Raw genomic sequence first — 18,923 nt, forward strand, 5'->3', positions numbered from 1 at the left:
CATGAACAAACGTCGTCAATCCGGTTTTACCCTGCTGGAAGTCATGGTGGTCATCGTGATCCTCGGCATTCTGGCCAGTCTGGTGGTGCCCAACCTGATGGGCAACAAGGAGAAGGCTGACCAGCAGAAAGCGGTCTCCGATATCGTGGCGCTGGAAAACGCCCTCGACATGTACAAGCTGGACAACAACCGCTACCCGACCACAGAACAGGGTCTGGATGCGCTGGTGACCAAGCCTTCCATCGATCCGGCGCCGCGCAGCTACCGCGATGGCGGCTACATCAAGCGCCTGCCGCAAGATCCCTGGGGCAACCCGTACCAGCTGCTGAGCCCGGGCCAGTACGGCAAGATCGACATCTTCTCCATGGGTCTGGATGGTGAAGCCGGTACCGATGACGACATCGGCAACTGGAACCTGAAGGATTTCCAATAAGTGATGTGCCGCCAGCGCATTCCCTCCGCCTTGCTGGAGCAGCCTGAATGAAGGCTGCGCCATCTGCTCGTCGCCAATCCGGCTTTACCCTGCTGGAAGTGTTGCTGGTCGCCATGCTGATGGGGCTGGTGGCCACCGCCGTCACCCTCAGCATGGGTGGCGCAAAAGGTGACAGGGAGATCGACAAGCAGGCGCGCCGCCTGATGGCAACCCTGCAGCTGGCGCAGGAGTATGCGGTGATGGATGGTCGGCTGGTGGGTATTCGCATCGAGGATAACGGCTGGCAGTTTATGCAGCGTCAGGCCAAAGATCGCAAGTGGCTGGCCCTGACTGGCGACAAGCAACTGGGGCCGGTGCAACTGGCCGAGAACATGACGCTGGCGCTGGAGCTGGAAGGCTTTGGCTGGCAGCCGGATCCCGATGAGAAAACCGAACAGAAGCGCGACGAGAAGGAGCGTACTCCTCAGTTGCTCATCTTCCCGGGCGGCGAGCTGAGCCCGTTCGTGCTCACCTTCACCCAGCAAGATGACGATGCCCGCTACACCCGCATCGTCAAGGGGGACGAGTTCGGCCGCCTCACCCTGCTCACCGGCGATGAAGATGAAGAGGTGAGCGAATGAACGCCCGCGGCATGACGTTGTTTGAGAAAGGTGTGATGGTGGCGCTACTTCTGTGCCAACCACACCCTCAACAGGTGGCACGATGAACGCGCGTGGCATGACCTTACTCGAAGTGATGGTGGCGCTGGCGGTCTTTGCCATAGCGGGTCTCGCGGTAATGAAAACCGCCAGCGAACACCTCTCGGCCCTCAACTATCTGGAACAGAAGACATTCGCCACCTGGGTGGTAGAGAACCAGCTGGTGCAACAGAAGCTCGAGAACAAGTGGCCTGGTGACAGCTGGGTGGAAGGGGATGAGCAGATGGCGGGCAGCACCTGGTACTGGCGCTATCGCGGCGTCGCCACCGCCGACAACAACTTCCGGGCGCTCGATATGGAAGTGCGTACCGAGGCCAAAGCCGAGAACCCGGTCGCCATGATGCGGACCTATATCAGCCGATGACCCAGCTATCCGCCCGCACGCCTCGCCCCGTCCGTCACGCCGGTTTTACCCTGCTCGAAATGCTGGTGGCCATCGCCATCTTCGCCACTCTCAGCATGGGCGCCTATCAGGTGCTGCAGGGGGTGCTCACCAGCGACGAGGTAGCCAAGCGCAAGGAGGCCCGTCTCAACGAATTGCAGCTCGCCTTCACCCTGCTGGAGCGGGATGTCACCCAGATGGTGCCGCGCAGCGGTCGCATCGAGGGGGAGAATAACAAGGTGCTGCTGGCGGCTTCCCGCTTCGGCCAGCAGAGCGATGACTGGGGCATGGCCTTTATGCGCAGCGGCTGGCTCAACCCGGACGGCATGCTGCCCCGCTCCCATCTGCAGCGGGTCGGTTGGCGGCTCAAGGATCAGAAGCTGGAGCGCCTCAGCTACCTCTATCCGGATCCGGTGATCGGCACCGAGCCACGCACCCAGCCGCTTCTGACCGGCGTCACCGCGTTTCGCCTCTACTTCTACGACAAGGGGAGCTGGAAGGAGGAGTGGACCCAGCGCAGCGTGCTCCCCTACGGGCTCGCGGTCGAGCTGGATCTGGAGGATTACGGCACCATTCGCCGGCAATTTCTGATTGGCGCCGGCGGCCAGCGCGCCGAAGAGAACAGCCAGAGCAGCAATCCCAATCCGGGCGGCGACAGCAATAACGGCAACAACAGCGGCAACGGCAATAACAGTGGTAACAACAGCAATGGCGGCAACCAGAACGGGGGGAGCACCAATGCGAGCTAACCCTGTACGCCCCGGTCGCCAGAGCGGCATGGCCCTGCTGGTGGTGCTGCTGATCCTCTCGGTGATGGTGATCATCGCCAGCAACATGAGCGGCCGTCTGCAGCTCGAACTGCGCCGCACCAGCAATGTCACCGCTGGCAAACAAGCCTGGTGGTATGCCCTCTCGGCGGAGGCGCTGGTGAGCAAGGTACTGGCGCAGGATTTCAAGGATGATCCCGAGGTGGTAAACCTCGGCCAGAACTGGGCCCGCAAGAATACTGTGTTTCCGGTCGATGATGGCCAGCTCAAGGGCGAGGTGACCGACCTGCAATCCTGCTTCAACCTCAACAGCCTGAGCGTGGCCTCCAAGGCGGGGAGCGGCGAGGAGCTGGCGCAGCAGCCCTATCCGGTGCAAGTGTTTCGCGAACTGCTCAAACAGCTGGCGATGGATGATTACGAGGCAGCCCAGCTCACCGATGCCATCCGTGACTGGACCGACAAGGATACGGTGCTGGTATCCAGCCTTGGCGCAGAGGACGCCTATTACGAGGGGCTCAAGCCACCCTATCTGACCGCCAACCAGTGGATGCTGGGCAAGGACGAGCTGAGGGCGGTGCGCGGGGTGACGGCCAGGGTCTATGCCAAACTGGCCCCCTATGTCTGCACCCTGCCCAGCGACAAGTTGAAGATCAATATCAATACCCTTGCCCCCCAGCGCCCCGAGCTGCTGGTCGCCCTCTATCTGGGCACTATCGGGCTGGATGACGCCAAGCGGGTGCTGAACGAGCGGCCACAGAAGGGGTGGAAAGAGAGCAAGCTGATGACAGACATGCTCGCTCCGGTCGATTCGGTGAAAGGGCTGAAAGAGGTGCTGGTGGTCAAGAGCGACTTCTTCGAAGCCCGAGTCGTGGCAGAGGTCGGCGATAACCGGGCCTGGCTCGAAACCCTGTTCCAGCGGGGCAAGGACAATAAACTGGTGATGCTGCGCCGCCTCAGTAGCGGCGCCGAATAAACAGCGCACCTGCAGGCCATCGCCCGCGGGTACGAGAGATGTTGGATGCAGCCTGCGGGCTGCGCACCGGTTGCCAGGGCGCACAACGCCATTTGCAAACCGGTATCGCAGGAGAGAGATGCGTGAGCGAAAGTCTGGTCATCCGACTGGGGACCAATAAACAACAACCCGTAGCCTGGCTGGTCTGGTCCGGTCAGGAGCAGGAGATCATCGCCTCCGGCACCCTGCCCTCGGCCGATGCCCTGGGCGAGCTGCAGGAGCGGGCCGGTGGCCGCCCCGTGGTCACGCTAGTGCCGGGCAGCGATCTGATCTTCCGGCGCGTCACCCTGCCGGGTCGCTACAACCGCCAGTCGGCGGCAGCCCTCCCCTACCTGCTGGAGGAGCAGATCGCCTCCGACGTGGACGAGCTCCATCTGGTGGTGCTGGCCCACGAAGGGCAACAGGTCGACCTGATGGCGGTGGATCGGCAGAAGATGGCCGAGTGGCTCGGCTGGCTCGATGCCGCTGGCCTCAAGAGCCTGCAACTGCTGCCCGATGTGCTGGCGCTGCCACAGGCCGCTGATGGCTGGTCTGCGCTGCAACTCGGCAGCGAGTGGCTGGTACGCCAGGGCCCCTGTCAGGGGATCGTCGCCGACGAGCCGCTGCTGGCTATCTTGCTGGCGACTGAAGCGGAGCCGGTCACCATCCACAGCCACACCCCGGTGCCCGCCATTGCCGCCGCCAACTGGCAGACGGCGGAGCCCGAACTCCCCATGCTGCTGCTGGCCAAGGGGGCACTCACCTGCCGCGCCAACCTGCTGACCGGCCCCTATCGACCCCAGACCGAATATGCCCGCTACTGGTTACAGTGGCGCAAGGTGGCCATCACCGCAGGCTTGTTGCTGCTGGTGGCCCTCGGCCAGCGCGGGGTGCAGCTCTATCAGCTCACCGAGCAGGACAAGGCGCTGAAAGCGGAGATCCGTGCCGTCTATACCCGCATTTTCCCGGGGGAGAGCCGCATCGTGAACGTGCGCAGCCAGATGAACCAGCATCTGCAACAGATGGGACAGGCCCCGCAAAACGGTGTGCTGCTGATGCTCACCGAGCTGGCCCCCACCTTTGCCGAAGTCCCCGGCCTCAAGCCGCAGGTGATGCGCTTTGATGCCAGTCGCCGCGAGCTGCGGCTGCAGGTGACCGCCCCCGGCTTTGCCGAGATCGAGCGGTTCCGCGAGCTGGCGGGCAAGCAATTCGAAGTACAGCAAGGCGAGGTGCGCAGCACCGAGGGCAAGGTTGAAGGGGCGCTGGTGCTCAAGGGTAAGACATCATGATGGAAAAATTGCAGAGCTGGTGGCACGGCATCACAGCACGGGAACAGCGACTGGTGGTTGCTGGCAGCATACTGCTGCTGGTCGGCCTCTTCTACTGGAGTGTCTGGCATCCTCTCAACAACCGCATCGCCGAGCGCGAACGCCAAGTACAAAACCAGCAGCAGACCCTCGCCTGGCTCAAGGAGAAGGGTGAAGAGGTGCTGGCCATGCAGGGTGGAGCGGGTCGCCAGATCGATACCAGCGGCACCCTGGAAGGGGTGGTCAACCGCACCGCCTTCAACCACAAGATCAAGATTGCCCGGCTGCAACCCCAGGCGCAGGAGCTGCAAGTGTGGATCGACACGGTCCAGTTCGATGACTTGCTGCTCTGGCTCTCCACGCTGGTGGAGCAGCACGGCATTCAGGTTCAAATCATCGAGATCGCCCGCGAGGATCTGGCCCCGGGTCTGGTCAAGGTCAGACGTTTGCAGTTGAGTCGTCCACAATGAAAAAACGCATCCTGATTGCCAGCCTGTTTCTGACAGCCTATCTGCTCTTCCTGCTGGCCACCCTGCCCGCGGCGCTGGTGGCTCGATATCTGCCGCTGCCTGCCAACGTTGCCAACCTGCTGAAACTGGAAGGGGTGAGCGGCACCCTCTGGAATGGCCAGATCGCCCGACTGCAATATGCCAGCGAATCGGTGAACCAGCTGCGCTGGGATCTCAACGGCTGGTCGCTGCTGCGCTTCGCACCCGAAGTGGCCATACGCTTTGGCGATCGCAACGGGCTGAACGGTCAGGGCATTGTCGGCTGGAATGGTGCCGCCTTCGGCCGGGATCTGACCCTCAACGCCCCCGCCCCCTGGTTGCTGAGCCGGGTGCCGATGCGCTTGCCGATCCCGATCACCGTCAGCGGCCAGCTGCAGCTCAAAGTGGAGCAATTTGTCCAGGGCAACCCCTGGTGTGACAACCTCTACGGCAACCTCGACTGGTACAATGCCAGCGCCGATACCCCGGCGGGCAAGCTGGATCTGGCCGACCCCGAGCTGAAACTCACCTGCCTCGACTCCAGACTGGTGGCCGAACTCAAGCAGGGCTCGGATGCGGTACAGACCATGGGTCGCCTCGAGCTGCAACCCAATGGCCAATACCTGTTCCAGGGCACCCTGAAGCCGGGCCCGGAACTGCCACCACAGATGCAGCAAGGGCTCCCCTTCCTCGGACAGCCCGACAGTCAGGGCCGCTTCCCCCTGCGCTATCAGGGGCGGGTCTAACCCCTATCCCGCCGACCCCGGAGCCACTCCGGGGTCAGCTTGTTTATCCCTTTGTGCCTTCTCCTCTCACTGCACTGACCCCCTCAGCTCTTACTCATTCAACTCTCACTTAGCGCAATAACCTCTGCAAGGTGCCTGTTCACCCTCTCCTTCAACCCGCTCAGTGTGGAAAAAGCCCGCCTCCCTCGCCAATCCACTTGCCGTCAATGGTCAATGATCGAGCACCTTGTCGAAAAAGTGGCAGCTCATCCCCGCCCTTCTGAATGTCAATCAGGTTGCATTCCTTGTGAAATGTGAGCTAGCACCCGTTATTGATCTTTTTCAGCCAACTTGCAGCAATCTTTAAGGTCACAAAAATAACCAACTGAAAAATAAAGATTAAACCAAGGAAAACATCCTCCTTGCGCCCCATCCCATCTCATTTCCGCTGCGCCTGCCCATCAAAAATGTGAGCGACGGCAAAAACCATGGTCAACCAAAGACTATTGATATAGGTATCGAAATACCAGATGAAACCCATGGGTAGATACAATGAGGTCAACTGGAGATGATTGATTTGTCTTGCTAGCACGACAGACACGCATCTCGACCGATCTGTTCATTTGGTTTTCAAGCGTTGAGGGAAGGGTTATGGAAAAGAAGCGTATCTACCTGTTTTGCTCTGCGGGCATGTCCACTTCACTGCTGGTTTCAAAGATGAAGGCGCAGGCGGAAAAATATGATGTGCCGGTGCTGATCGATGCCTATCCGGAGACCCTGGCAGGCGAGAAGGGACAGGATGCCGACCTGGTGCTGCTGGGCCCGCAAATCGCCTACATGCTGCCGGAGATCCAGCAGCAACTGCCGGGCAAGCCGGTCGAGGTGATCGACACCCTGCTCTACGGCAAGGTCGATGGCCTCGGCGTACTGAAGGCGGCAGTAGCCTCCATCAAGAAGAGCCTCGCATAGGTAAGGAGATCCCTGTGAGCAACATCATCGCATCGTTGGAGAAGGTCATACTGCCCATTGCCGTCAAGCTGGGCAAACAGCCTCATGTCAACGCCATCAAGAACGGCTTTATCAAGCTGATGCCCCTGACACTGGTCGGGGCCATGTTCGTACTGATCAACAACGTGTTCCTGAGCTTTGGCGAAGGCTCCTTCTTCTACTCCATCGGTGTGCGGCTCGATCCTGCCACCATCGCCACCCTAGACGGCCTCAAAAGCATCGGTGGCAACGTCTATAACGGCACTCTGGGGATCATGTCCCTGATGGCCCCCTTCTTTATCGGTCTGGCGCTGGCCGAAGAGCGCAAGAGCGATCCCCTGGCATCGGGCCTGCTCTCGGTAGCGGCCTTTATGACCGTCACGCCGTTCAGCGTGGGCGACGCCTATGCGGTGGGCGCCAACTGGCTGGGCGGAGCCAACATCATCTCCGGCATGCTGATCGGTATCGTCGTGGCCGAGATGTTCGCCTTTATCGTCCGTCGCAACTGGGTGATCACCCTGCCTGACAGCGTGCCGGCCTCGGTCTCCCGCTCGTTCTCCGCGCTCATTCCGGGCTTTATCATCCTCTCCATCATGGGGGTCATCTCCTATCTGCTGAGCGATGCGGGCACCAACTTCCACCAGCTGATCATGGACAGCATCGCCAAGCCGCTGTCCAATATGAGCGGTCTGGTCGGCTGGGTCTATGTGGTGTTCTCCTCCTTCCTCTGGTTCTTCGGGGTACACGGCATGCTGGCGCTCACCGCGCTGGAATCCGGCATTCTGTTCCCCTTTGCCCTGGAAAACGTCGCCCTCTACAACCAGTACGGTTCGGTCGAAGCGGCGCTGGAGGCAGGCAAGCAGTTCCACTTCTGGGCCAAGCCGATCACCGACTCCTTCGTCTTCCTCGGCGGTACCGGTGCCACACTGGGCCTCATCCTGGCCATCTTTATGGTCTCACGCCGCGATGACTACCGTCAGGTGGCCAAGCTGGGTCTGCCCTCCGGTCTGTTCCAGATCAACGAGCCCATCCTGTTCGGCTTGCCGGTCATCATGAACCCCATCCTGCTGGTGCCCTTCATCCTGGTGCACCCGGTACTGATGGGGATCACCATGGCGGCCTACTACGCCGGGATCATCCCGCCCATCACCAACATAGCGCCATGGACCATGCCGACCGGCCTGGGTGCCTTCTTCAACACCAACGGCAGCGTGGCCGCCTTCTGTCTGGCGATATTCAACCTGGGTGTCGCGACCATGATGTATATCCCCTTCGTGCTGATTGCCAACAAAGCGCAGAACGTCATCGATGAAGAAGAGGAGAGCGAAGAGGATATCGCTCTGGCTCTGAAGTTCTGATAACAGCCATTCCAATGACAGCAAGGGAGGAGCAAAACTCCTCCCCTAACAGCCTGGAGAAGTAACCCATGCAGTATCGTTTTCCGGATAACTTCTGGTGGGGCAGCGCCAGCTCGGCCCCGCAGATGGAAGGCGCCGCCAACCGCGGCGGCAAATCCACCAATATCTTTGACTACTGGTTCTCCATCGAACCGCAGCGTTTCCACAACGGGGTCGGCCCGACCGACACTTCCACCTTCTATGACAACTTCGAGAGCGACATCAAGCTGCTCAAGCAGCTGGGACACAACAGTTTTCGCACCTCCATCTCCTGGTCACGGCTGATCCCGGACGGGGTGGGCGAAATCAACCAGGAGGCGGTCAGCTTCTACAACGCCGTCTTTGACCGGCTGCTGGCCGAGGGGATCACCCCGCTTATCAACCTCTACCACTTCGACATGCCGATGTGCATGCAGGAGCGTGGCGGCTGGGAGAGCCGGGAAGTGGTGGCCGCCTATGTGCGCTACGCCACCCGCTGCTTCGACCTGTTTGGCGGTCGCATCAAGCACTGGTTCACCTTCAACGAGCCGATTGTGCCGGTCGAGTGCGGCTACCTTGGCCACTACCACTACCCCTGCGTGGTCGATTTTAGTCGGGCGGCTACCGTCGCCTACCACACCGCGCTGGCCCATGCCGGTGCCGTGCAGGCCTATCGCGCCTGCCAGCATGATGGCGAGATCGGCATCATCCTCAACCTGAGCCCAACCTATCCCCGCTCGCAGGATCCGGCAGATCTCGCCGCCTCCCGCATCGCGGATCTGCTGCTCAACAAAAGCTTCCTCGATCCTGCCCTGAAGGGGAGCTACGACCCCGAGCTGGTCGCGCTGCTAGAGCAGTACGACTTGCTGCCGCAGATCGAAGAGGGTGACAAGGCGCTGCTCGCCGCCGGCAAGGTGGATATCCTCGGCATCAACTACTACCAGCCGCGCCGGGTCAAGGCCAAAGAGGTGGCTTTGCCGGGTGTACCGCGTACGCCGGAAGATCTGTTCGACTACTACGAGATGCCGGGCCGCAAGATGAACCCCCACCGCGGCTGGGAGATTTACGAAAAAGGGATCTACGACATCCTCACCGACCTGCGAGTCAACTACGGCAACCTGCCCTGCTACATCTCGGAAAACGGCATGGGGGTCGAAGGGGAAGAGCGCTTTATCGGTCCCGAGGGACGGGTGGAGGATGACTACCGCATCCAGTTCATTCGCGAGCACCTCCAGTGGCTGCATCGCGCACTGGAAGAGGGCAGCGCCTGTCGCGGCTATCACCTGTGGACCTTTATCGACAACTGGTCCTGGCTCAACGCCTACAAGAACCGTTACGGCTTCGTCCGCCTCGATCTCAAGAGCCAGCAGCGCACCATCAAGAAAAGCGGCTACTGGTTTGCCGAGGTAGCGCGCAACCATGGTTTTAATTAACGCATTTACGTAAGGAACGACACATGTTCGATCTGGACAACATCACTGAAGAAGCCACCACCAGCAACGATCTGGAAGAGGTGGTAATGGGGCTTATCATCAACTCTGGGCAGGCCCGCAGCCTCGCCTACACCGCGCTGAAAAAGGCCAAGGAGGGGGATCTGGCCGCCGCTCACCAACTGATGGCCCAATCCCGCGAGGCGCTCAATGCCGCCCATCTGGTGCAGACCCAGCTGATCGAGGACGATCAGGGGGAAGGCAAGATCCCGGTCACCCTGGTGCTGGTACATGCCCAGGATCACCTGATGACCTCCATGCTGGCCCGTGAGCTGATCAGCGAGCTGATCGAGCTGCACGAAAAGCTGCAGAACCAATAACCTCCGGACGGGGCGAGAGGCCCCGTCATCGGCCCGCAGATCAGGAAGCGACTCATGAGCGTTAAAACAATCCGGGAAACCGAACTGTTTAACAACAAACCGTTCCACATGTTCATCTACAACAAACAGGTGAGCGGAACCGGTTTGCACCAGCACGACTACTACGAGTTCACCCTGGTACTGACCGGTCGTTACTATCAGGAGGTCAACGGCAAGCGGGTGCTGCTGGAGCGGGGGGATGTGGTCTTTATCCCGCTCGGCTCCCACCATCAAAGCTACTACGAGTTCGGCACCACCCGCATCTTCAACGTCGGGATCACCCGTACCTATTTTGACGAGCACTTCAAATACCTGCTGCCGGAACACTTCGTCGCCTCACAGGCCTATGCGCTCAAGAGCGAGTTCCTCAGCTACATCGAGTCGGTGCTGGTCTCGCCGGGGTTTAGGGAAGAGGCGCTGACCGAATTTCTCGAAGTGGTGACCTACGCGGTGATGAACCGGCTGCGTCACTACAAGGACACCTCCGCCAGCGATGATCTTCCGCTCTGGCTCCACGAAACCGTGGAGCGGATGCACGATCGCCCCCTCTTTGCCGAGGATGCGCTGGCCAACATGGTCTCCCTCTGTGGCAAGAGCCAGGAGTATCTGACCAGGGCCACCCGGCGTTACTACAACAAGACGCCGATGCAAATCATCAACGAGATCCGGATCAACTACGCCAAGATGCAGCTGGAGGTGACCAACAACTCGGTGGCCGATATCGCCTTCGAGACCGGCTACAACGACGTCAGCCTCTTTATCAAAAACTTCAAGAAGCTCACCTCGTTTACCCCGGGCAGTTACCGCAAATATCTCTATCCGAAATTCGAAAGTTCAGCCTGAGACCAGCGAGTTGCTGACCTAAACAACCCGGTTCAAGAGAACCAATCCATTGTCACCAGCCCCTGCCACAGGCGGCTGCGGCCCCTCTCACCATGAAGACAGAGCGGCCACCATCAAACCTAGAAAGATCGATGAAGAGGGATTTATGAGCGAGAAGATCAAGGTAGTCACCATTGGCGGCGGCAGCAGCTACACCCCCGAGCTGGTCGATGGTTTCATCAAGCGCTATGCCGAGCTGCCCATCAGCGAGCTGTGGCTGGTGGATATTCCCGCTGGCGAAGAGAAACTGAACATCATCTTCGACCTCTGCCAACGGATGATCCGTCAGGCGGGCATCCCCATGACCCTGCACAAAACCCTGGATCGCCGCGAGGCACTGGTGGGCGCCCACTTCGTCACCACCCAGCTTCGAGTCGGCCAGTTGCAGGCGCGGGAGAAGGATGAGCGCATCCCCTTGAGCCACGGCATGCTGGGGCAGGAGACCAACGGCGCAGGCGGCCTGTTCAAGGGACTGCGCACCATACCGGTCATCTTCGACATCATCCGCGACGTCGAAGCGCTTTGCCCGGATGCCTGGCTGATTAACTTCACCAATCCGGCCGGCATGGTGACCGAAGCGGTGCGCCGTCATACCAACTTCCGCCGCTTTATCGGGGTGTGCAACATTCCGGTCGGTATGCAGATGTTTGTGCGCGATGCCCTCAAACTGACCGAGCAGGATCACCTCTCCATGGATTTGTTCGGCCTCAATCATCTGGTCTTTATCGGCGATGTGCTGGTCAACGGCGAATCCCGCTTTGACGAGCTGCTGGAAGGGGTCGCCGATGGCAGCCTGACCCGCGCCAGCTCGGTCAAGAACATCTTCGACCTGCCGTTCGACCCCGGTTTTATCCGCGGCTTGCGCCTGCTTCCCTGCTCCTACCTGCGTTACTACTTCAAGGAGAAAGAGATGCTGGGGATCGAGATGGGCGAGTTCTATAAAGGCGGCGCCCGGGCTCAAGTCGTGCAGCAGGTCGAGAAGAAACTGTTCGAGCTCTACCAGAACCCCGATCTGTGCGAAAAGCCCAAGGAGCTGGAGCTGCGTGGCGGCGCCTACTACTCCGATGCAGCCTGCGAAGTGATCAGCGCCATCTACAACGACAAGCAGAGCGAGCACTACGTCATCGTGCCCCATCAGGGCCATGTCACCAATATCCCGGCCGACTGGACGGTGGAGATGAGCTGCCTTATCGGGCGTGACGGTGCCATCCCCCACCCGCGCCTCACCCGCTTTGACGACAAAGTGAACGGGCTGGTGCACCTCATCAAGAGCTTCGAGATAGCCGCCGCCAAGGCTGCCATCAGTGGCGACTTCGATGACCTGCTGCTGGCGATGAACCTCAACCCGCTGATCCACTCCGACAACGATGCCCGCATCGTCGCCCGCGAGCTGTTGCTGGCCCACCGCGAACACCTGCCAAACTTCGCCGCCGCCATCGACGCCCTCGCCTGAGGCCAGCACGCCCCGCCCGAACCGGCGGGGCGCTTAACCGCAAGAGGACTGCCATGAGCAAGAGATTGATCATCAACGCCGACGATTTCGGCCTCTGCCGCGCCCAGAACTACGGCATCGTAGAGGCGTTCGAGCACGGGGTCGTCAGCTCCACCAGCGCCATCGTCACCTCCCCCGCTATCGCACACGCCGCCTGGCTGGCCGAACGCTTCCCCGAATTGCCAGTCGGGCTGCACTTTATGCTCAGCTGGGGGAAGCCGCTCACGCCGCTCACCTCGCTGGTGAACGAGCAGGGCGAGCTCAACAAGGGGATCTGGCACAAGAGCGAGGCGGGAGAGCTGGATCTGGCCGAGATATCCGGTGAGCTGGCGAGTCAGTATCAGCGCTTTGTCGCGATTTTCGGCAAGCAGCCGACCCATATCGACAGCCACCACCATGTTCATATGTTGCCGACACTCTACCCGCTGGTGGAGGCTTTCGCCAAGGCGCATGGCCTGCCCCTTCGCATCGACCGGGGCGAAATAGCCCGCCACGGCCTGACCGTCACCCACCCGCAGAGCTGCGATCGGTTCGACGACCGCTTCTACGGCGCGCAGCTGACCCAAGCCAGCCTGCTGCAACTGCTCGATGAGGCCAGTGAACAGGGGGCCCATTCGCTCGAGATCATGTGCCACCCTTCCTTTGTCGATCTTGAAATGCAGGGCAGCTCCTACTGCCAGCCCCGCCTCAACGAACTGGCGATCCTGACCGACCCGTCCCTGCCCGCCCTTATCGCCGAGCGCGGCTACCGCCTCGCCAGCTATCGGGAGTGGCAATAGCCAGCACGCCATCAGGTGGACCGGTAAAAACCGCAGATACAAAAAAGCCCAAGCGGGTGACCGCTTGGGCTTTCTCTTTGAATATGGCGGAGGAGGTGGGATTTGAACCCACGGATGGTCGCCCATCGCCGGTTTTCAAGACCGGTGCATTCAGCCGCTCTGCCACCCCTCCGAACGGCGTGCATACTACGCTAAGCCCTTGTTCATATGCAATACATATTTCCTGTGGGATAGTGTGCGGGAGCAAAATGGCAGGTGGCTTGAAATTGTTCCTCGTCATCCCTATTTGTTCTACATACAATGCGTAAACATGCAGTAACAAACAGCGATCACGAGGCGGCTGCTCGCCGTCTCACCCGGACATCAAGAGGACACCCAAGATGGATACCCGTTCTATCTACACTGGCACCCAAAGTGCCGTACGCGATACCAACAAGGTGCTGCGTAACACCTATATGCTGCTCTCCCTCACTCTGGGCTTCTCTGCCGTGGTGGCGGGGGTCGCTACCGTGATGAACATGCCGCCGCTGCACTGGGCCGTGTTCCTGATCGGCGTCTACGGTCTGATGTTCCTGACCGAGAAGAATCGCAACAACGGCATGGGGCTGGTCTTCACCTTCGCCCTGACCGGTCTGCTGGGCTATAGCCTGGGCCCCATCATCAACATGTATATGAACAATGGTGGTGGCGAGATCGTGATGACCGCCCTTGGCGGCACCGCGCTCACCTTCTTCGGTCTGTCGGCCTATGCCCTGACCACCAAGCGTGACCTCTCTTTCATCGGCGGCATGCTGTTCGTCGGTTTCTGGGTACTGCTGGTGGCCATGATTGCCAACATCTTCCTGCAGATGAGCGCCCTGAGCCTGGCTCTGTCCGCCATGTTCATGCTCTTCTCCTCCGGTGCCATCCTGCTGACTACCCAGCAGATCGTGCGCGGCGGCGAGACCAACTACATCTCTGCCACCGTCACCCTGTATGTCTCCATCTACAACATCTTCCTGAGCTTGCTGAGCCTGCTTGGCGGCAACCGCAACTAATCAGAAACCCCGCTTCGGCGGGGTTTTTATTGGCTCCTCTTTCTGTCAGGATAAGTTGTAAATCAAGGATATGAAGCGAAGTGGCCCTGATTTGGATCAGGGCCACTTCGCGCTTGGCGGGGTAACATCCTGCCCTCGTTTCGTTCAAGGGTTGTTCCTGTTTCATGCCGATGGATCTCTCTGGCCTGCTGCGCCGACTGCTGACCGATAGTCACATCTACTTCGCTCTCAAGGTGCTGCTGGCCATTCTCGGTCTGCTCGCCTTCACCCTGGCCACCGGCAATATCCAGCTCACCGTGCTGCTCTCCCTCGGGGTCGTGGCGGGTGCCATTGCCGAAACCGACGACAGCCTGTGGGGACGCCTTAAAAACCTCGCCATGACGCTCATCTGCTTCATGTTCGCGTCCCTCTGTGTGCAGTATCTCTACCCCACCCCCTGGCTGTTTGCCATCGGGCTGGCCAGCTCCACCTTTATCTTTGTGATGGTGGGGGCCCTCGGTGCCCGCTACGCCACCATCAGCTTTGGCTCGCTGCTGATCGCCATCTACACCATGCTGGGGGCCGCCAAGGCGCCGGATCTCTTCTACCAGCCGCTGGCACTCGGCGCCGGCGCCCTCTGGTACGGGCTGGTCTCGTTTATCTGGCTCTGGCTGCTGCCCTACAAGACCCTGCACGAGCAACTGGCCCAGAGCTACTTCGCCCTTGGCCGCTACCTGCTGGAAAAGTCCCGCTTCTTCCCGGCGGACGAGCACGGCGCCCAGGCCATTCGCCACAATCTGGCCCAGCTCAACATCAATCTGGTGAGCGCGCTGACCCTCACCAAGTCGGCCCTCAACGCCCGCCTGAGCCGCCGCCATCCGGCGAGCCCCGAGCTGGCCAGCCTGCTGCGCCTCTATCTTCTGGCGCTGGAGATTCACGAGCGCGCCACCTCCAGCCACTATCCCTACAGCCGGTTGGAAGCGGAGCTCAAGCAAGGCATCGTACTGGAAGGATTTCAGGAGGTGTTCCTGCAACTCTCCGAGGCATGCCAGCGGCTGGGTTACGCCATTCTGGTGCACAAGCCCTACGCCCATAACAAGCGCATCCACTGGACGCTGGAGGCCCTAGGCGATCAGCTGGAGTTCACCAATCTCAAGCAGCACTACCCGAAAACCCTGCTGACGCCGATGAAATTCCTGCGCCGCAATCTGGCCAGCATCAACCAGTTGCTGGGCAGCGCCGAAGTGCTGCAAAACCCCGAGCAGCCGGAGCAGGATCTGCCAGCGCTGGCGCGCCCCCCCCGCCTGCCGCTGCTAGCCCAGCTCAAGCAGCACCTCACCTTGCACTCCATGGTGTTTCGCCACGCGCTGCGTTTGTCGCTCGGACTGGTGATCGGCTACGGCATACTGCAAACCTTTGATATGGATAAGGGCTACTGGATTTTGCTGACCGTGCTGTTTGTCTGCCAGCCCAGCTACAGCGCCACCCGCCGCCGACTGGTGCAGCGGATGCTCGGCACCTTCGCCGGCATACTGGTGGGCATTCCGGTGCTCTGGCTGTTTCCCGAGCTGCACGTCCAGCTGGTGGTGATGGGGCTGGCCGCTTTCCTCTTCTTTACCCAGGTGCGCAACAACTACAGCGCCGCAGTCTGCTTTATCACCCTCTACGTGCTGATGGCGTTCAACCTGCTCGATGGCATCGGCTTTGCGATCCTCGGGCCGCGGCTGCTCGATACCCTGCTCGGCTGCCTGATCTCCTACGGGCTGGTGGCCTGGCTCTGGCCGGACTGGCAGTACAAGCGGCTGCCGACCCTGATCGCCAATTCGCTGTCTGCAAACGCCCGCTACCTCTCGGCGGTGCTGGCGAGCCTCAAGCAGCAGCGGGACGAGTCCATCGACTATCGGGTGGCGCGCAAGAGCGCCCATCTGGCGGACAGCGAGCTGGCCACCGCCTGGCAGAGCATGCTGGTGGAGCCGCAAAAGCGCCGCCGCTTCCTCGATCTCTGCTTTACCCTCACCTGGCGCAACCACGCCCTGCTCTCCTACATCTCGGCGCTGGGGGCCCATCGCGACAAACTGGAGGCCATCAGCGGGCTGGATGAAGTACGCCACCACATCTGCCACACCCTGGAGCAGGCCGCCGGTCATCTGGCGGGCAACCCCTCCAGCTCCATCGGTGGTCAGTGCCCCATTCTTTGCACGGACAGCAGCGAGGAGCAGCTGATGCTGACCCAGCAGCTCAACCTGATCAGCGAGCTGGCGGATCAGCTGCTGCATCTGGCCAACGAGAGCCGGTTGCTCACCGGGGATCAAGGCGCTACCATGCCCGCCCAATCCTGATAGCCCCATTAGCGAGGAGCCCTCATGTCTGCGTCCGAAAAACATCAGCTGGAATTCAACGGCCAACTCATCGAGACCGATGCCAAGGGCTACCTGCTCAACAGCAACGACTGGAGCGAGGAGCTGGCGCTGGTGCTTGCTGCGCAGGAGGGGATCGAGCTTGAGGAACCGCACTGGGAAGTGGTGCGCTTTGTGCGCGCCTTCTATCTGGAGTTCAACACCTCCCCCGCCATCCGCGCACTGGTCAAGGCGATGGAAAAGCAGTACGGTCCCGAGAAGGGCAACAGCCGCTACCTCTACAAGCTGTTCCCGGAAGGGCCCGCCAAGCAGGCGACCAAGATTGGCGGCCTGCCCAAACCGGTGAAGTGCATCTGATCCCATGCATCTCATCCCATAACAACGGGGGCCGCAACTGCGGCCCCCGTTGTGTTTGGTGCGCTATCTTCGCGCACCTCCCATTCATATCCCTCAGGCTGCCAGCCCGCCTTATCCTCGCTGGTCAGCCAGCGCCACCAGCTGCTCCGCCAGCCGGTGGCCGTGCAGGTAGGAGGCGATCAGCTCGCTATCGGCCTTGCCGATTGCAATCTGTTGATACCAGTGCTCCAGCATGGCAGCAAAGCCGCGCTGTGCCAGCACCGGCTGCCAGTCGTTGGGGCTAAGCATCTGCGCCTGCTTGTCGCGGGCGATGATGCCGCGGGTGCAGTTCTCAAGGTGCAGGGAGAGGTTGTCGCCGTAGGCGTCGATGCGCTCCTCGGTGATCCCGGCGCTGCGGTTCATGCTGCCGCTGATGGCGCGATCGCCGCTCTGCCAGCTGACGCTTACCCCGGCCAACAGGCTGTTGTCCTGCGCACAGGGGCGCAATACCGCATGAAGGTCGCCATCCGGCACGCCGCCATAGAAGCAGAGGCTGTCGAGCACATGGATAAAGTCGTCAAACATAAAATCCCGCGCCTTGCCCGGCAGTGCGAAGCGATGTTTCTGCCAGTTGAGCTCGGTGAGCGCCTGGGCCCGCGCCTCGGCCATGGCGGGCAGATAGCGGCGGTTAAAGCCGGTAAAGAGGGGGCAATCTTGCGCGATAGCGAGGTTGGCCAGCGCTTCTGCCTCAGCCAGATTGTCGCACAGGGGCTTGTCGACAAAGGTGGGGATCCCTGCGCGCAGGCACTGCTCGGCCAGCTCGCGGTGAACGGCGGTAGCGGCGTGGATCATCACGGCATCGGGGCGGCTGGCCAGCATAGCTGCCACATCGGTAAAGCACTCGGCGACCCGATACTGGCGGGCGAGTTTCTCCAGCACCGATGGACTCCGGGTGCAGAGCAGCGGGGTGACCCGCTCGTCGCTCGCCAGCAGCGGCAGATAGGCTTTCTGGGCGATATCCCCCAGACCAATCATGGCAATGCGCATCTCAACTCCTTTTCACTCGATAACGGGACAAGCGGATAACTGCCCGCACCATCGCAGGATTTGTCCCGCAGATCCAGCCTGCCGTTAGCGCACTGGCTGGCGTGTGCAGCTCTCGGCAAACGGCGGCGTTATCCGGGCATGGCAAGATCGCAGACCGACTTAATCACCTCGGCCAGCCACTCGATAGCGAGATTGCCCTGACTTTTGCGATGCCTGCCGACCACCACCTCGAACGGCTGGGGCGCCCCGGCCAGCTCCACGGTGCGAAAATCCCCGAGGGCGGCGATGGCCGACGGGATGCAGGCCGCCACGTCATTGACCGACATAAAGGCTTGCAGCGAGGTGTAACAGGGGAGCGTCGCCACCGCCGCGCTGGCAACCTGCTGCGGGCTCATCTGCCCTTCGAAATTGCCGACGCTGTTGGCAAACTGCACAAATGGGATGGCCGCCAGATCCTGCGGGGCGTTGTCCGAAAGATATCGGGAGTCGCGGCGCAGCACACAGCAGTAGTGATCCCGGCGCAGGGTGGCGCACAGCAACCCCGGGTCGAGATAGGCATCAAAACCAATCACCAGATCGACCTCGCCACTGGCCAGCGCGTCCAGATGCAGTTCGGCCTGAAAGTCCACCACATCAAGCCGAATGGAGGGCGCCTGAGTGCGCAGGGCGCTCGCCAGCCTTGGGATAATGGCGAGCTGGGCATATTCGTTGGCCATCACCCTGAAGGTGCGCTCGCTGCTGGCGGGATCGAAGGGGGCAGCCACAAAGATCCCGTCGATATCAGCCAGGATCTGCTCAAACCTAGCGGCCAGATCGCAGGCGTAATCGGTCGGCTGCAACCCGGCGCTCTGGCGGATAAAGAGCTCGGCGGGAAAGAGGTCGCGCAGCTTTTTCAAATGGCTGCTCACCCCCTGCTGGGAGATCTCCAGCAGCTCGGCCACCCGCGACACACTCTTGTATCTCACCAGCAGCACCAGCACCCTCATCTGCCTGATATCGATCTTCTCCACC

The 18,923-nt window shown here is 60.9% G+C and carries 19 protein-coding genes, 1 tRNA gene and 1 pseudogene; 18 read left to right on the forward strand and 3 right to left on the reverse strand.

Features of this window, described 5'->3' with window-relative positions; all coding sequences use genetic code 11:
- The first annotated feature begins 1 nt into the window (after position 1).
- The 15 genes and pseudogenes from exeG (at position 2) to chbG (ending at position 13,156) form a co-directional block, all read left to right on the forward strand.
- Positions 2-433 carry a GspG family T2SS major pseudopilin variant ExeG gene (exeG, locus tag G5193_RS06245; protein ID WP_421205431.1) on the forward strand — a complete coding sequence of 144 codons (432 nt, stop codon included), beginning with the start codon at positions 2-4 and terminating at the stop codon, positions 431-433.
- Positions 434-480: 47 nt separating this feature from the next.
- Entirely contained in the window at positions 481-1,053 is a 573-nt protein-coding gene (gene exeH / locus G5193_RS06250; RefSeq protein WP_421205433.1) for a GspH family T2SS minor pseudopilin variant ExeH, read from the forward strand.
- Positions 1,054-1,135: 82 nt separating this feature from the next.
- Positions 1,136-1,495, forward strand: coding sequence for a GspI family T2SS minor pseudopilin variant ExeI (gene exeI / locus G5193_RS06255; RefSeq protein ID WP_201938365.1), 360 nt, complete (start codon positions 1,136-1,138; stop codon positions 1,493-1,495).
- A pseudogene (gene gspJ / locus G5193_RS06260) lies at positions 1,492-2,139 on the forward strand (type II secretion system minor pseudopilin GspJ); the annotation flags it as partial. The gene exeI and the pseudogene gspJ, both read left to right, overlap by 4 nt.
- Before the next feature lie 112 nt (positions 2,140-2,251).
- On the forward strand, positions 2,252-3,253 hold the full coding sequence (gene exeK / locus G5193_RS06265; RefSeq protein WP_421205436.1) for a GspK family T2SS minor pseudopilin variant ExeK: 1,002 nt from the start codon (positions 2,252-2,254) through the stop codon (positions 3,251-3,253).
- 122 nt (positions 3,254-3,375) lie between these two features.
- Entirely contained in the window at positions 3,376-4,560 is a 1,185-nt protein-coding gene (gene exeL, locus G5193_RS06270; protein ID WP_421205438.1) for a GspL family type II secretion system protein ExeL, read from the forward strand.
- Positions 4,557-5,048: a GspM family type II secretion system protein ExeM gene (gene exeM, locus G5193_RS06275; protein ID WP_319919440.1), complete on the forward strand. Its 492-nt coding sequence runs from the start codon at positions 4,557-4,559 to the stop codon at positions 5,046-5,048. The genes exeL and exeM overlap by 4 nt, the downstream gene beginning before the upstream one ends.
- On the forward strand, positions 5,045-5,812 hold the full coding sequence (gene exeN, locus G5193_RS06280) for a GspN family type II secretion system protein ExeN (RefSeq protein ID WP_421205440.1): 768 nt from the start codon (positions 5,045-5,047) through the stop codon (positions 5,810-5,812). The genes exeM and exeN overlap by 4 nt, the downstream gene beginning before the upstream one ends.
- Before the next feature lie 630 nt (positions 5,813-6,442).
- The gene (locus tag G5193_RS06285; RefSeq protein ID WP_033135185.1) at positions 6,443-6,760 is read left to right on the forward strand and encodes a PTS sugar transporter subunit IIB; all 318 of its coding nucleotides are present in this window, start codon (positions 6,443-6,445) and stop codon (positions 6,758-6,760) included.
- A 14-nt stretch (positions 6,761-6,774) separates the two neighbouring features.
- Positions 6,775-8,136, forward strand: a complete 1,362-nt coding sequence (chbC, locus tag G5193_RS06290) for a PTS N,N'-diacetylchitobiose transporter subunit IIC (protein ID WP_421205442.1) — start codon at positions 6,775-6,777, stop codon at positions 8,134-8,136.
- Between the two features lie 68 nt (positions 8,137-8,204).
- Positions 8,205-9,587 (forward strand): glycoside hydrolase family 1 protein, encoded by a 1,383-nt coding sequence (locus tag G5193_RS06295; RefSeq protein ID WP_421205444.1) that lies wholly within the window; start codon positions 8,205-8,207, stop codon positions 9,585-9,587.
- 23 nt (positions 9,588-9,610) lie between these two features.
- Complete coding sequence (gene chbA / locus G5193_RS06300; protein WP_005350025.1) at positions 9,611-9,964, forward strand: PTS N,N'-diacetylchitobiose transporter subunit IIA; 354 nt, start codon at positions 9,611-9,613, stop codon at positions 9,962-9,964.
- Positions 9,965-10,018: 54 nt separating this feature from the next.
- A complete protein-coding gene (chbR, locus tag G5193_RS06305) occupies positions 10,019-10,846 on the forward strand; it encodes a transcriptional regulator ChbR (protein WP_421205446.1) in 828 nt (275 codons plus the stop codon).
- Positions 10,847-10,991: 145 nt separating this feature from the next.
- Positions 10,992-12,338, forward strand: a complete 1,347-nt coding sequence (locus tag G5193_RS06310) for a 6-phospho-beta-glucosidase (RefSeq protein WP_421205448.1) — start codon at positions 10,992-10,994, stop codon at positions 12,336-12,338.
- Between the two features lie 53 nt (positions 12,339-12,391).
- Entirely contained in the window at positions 12,392-13,156 is a 765-nt protein-coding gene (gene chbG, locus G5193_RS06315) for a chitin disaccharide deacetylase (protein WP_421205450.1), read from the forward strand.
- Between the two features lie 84 nt (positions 13,157-13,240).
- Here chbG and G5193_RS06320 read toward each other — a convergent pair.
- Positions 13,241-13,328 (reverse strand) — tRNA-Ser (locus tag G5193_RS06320).
- Between the two features lie 208 nt (positions 13,329-13,536).
- Here G5193_RS06320 and G5193_RS06325 point away from each other — a divergent pair.
- From G5193_RS06325 to G5193_RS06335, 3 genes are all read left to right on the forward strand, one after another.
- Positions 13,537-14,193 carry a Bax inhibitor-1/YccA family protein gene (locus tag G5193_RS06325; protein WP_005338308.1) on the forward strand — a complete coding sequence of 219 codons (657 nt, stop codon included), beginning with the start codon at positions 13,537-13,539 and terminating at the stop codon, positions 14,191-14,193.
- A 164-nt stretch (positions 14,194-14,357) separates the two neighbouring features.
- A complete protein-coding gene (gene yccS / locus G5193_RS06330) occupies positions 14,358-16,511 on the forward strand; it encodes a YccS family putative transporter (RefSeq protein WP_421205452.1) in 2,154 nt (717 codons plus the stop codon).
- 24 nt (positions 16,512-16,535) lie between these two features.
- On the forward strand, positions 16,536-16,886 hold the full coding sequence (locus G5193_RS06335) for a TusE/DsrC/DsvC family sulfur relay protein (RefSeq protein WP_005347582.1): 351 nt from the start codon (positions 16,536-16,538) through the stop codon (positions 16,884-16,886).
- A 111-nt stretch (positions 16,887-16,997) separates the two neighbouring features.
- Here G5193_RS06335 and G5193_RS06340 read toward each other — a convergent pair whose 3' ends face one another.
- Positions 16,998-17,912 (reverse strand): Gfo/Idh/MocA family protein, encoded by a 915-nt coding sequence (locus G5193_RS06340; protein ID WP_421205454.1) that lies wholly within the window; start codon positions 17,910-17,912, stop codon positions 16,998-17,000.
- A 128-nt stretch (positions 17,913-18,040) separates the two neighbouring features.
- Complete coding sequence (locus tag G5193_RS06345; protein ID WP_421205456.1) at positions 18,041-18,922, reverse strand: LysR family transcriptional regulator; 882 nt, start codon at positions 18,920-18,922, stop codon at positions 18,041-18,043.
- Between the last annotated feature and the right edge of the window lies 1 nt (position 18,923).

The sequence above is a fragment of the Aeromonas sp. 601027 genome (assembly GCF_049174455.1).
Lineage (GTDB): Bacteria > Pseudomonadota > Gammaproteobacteria > Enterobacterales > Aeromonadaceae > Aeromonas > Aeromonas veronii_A.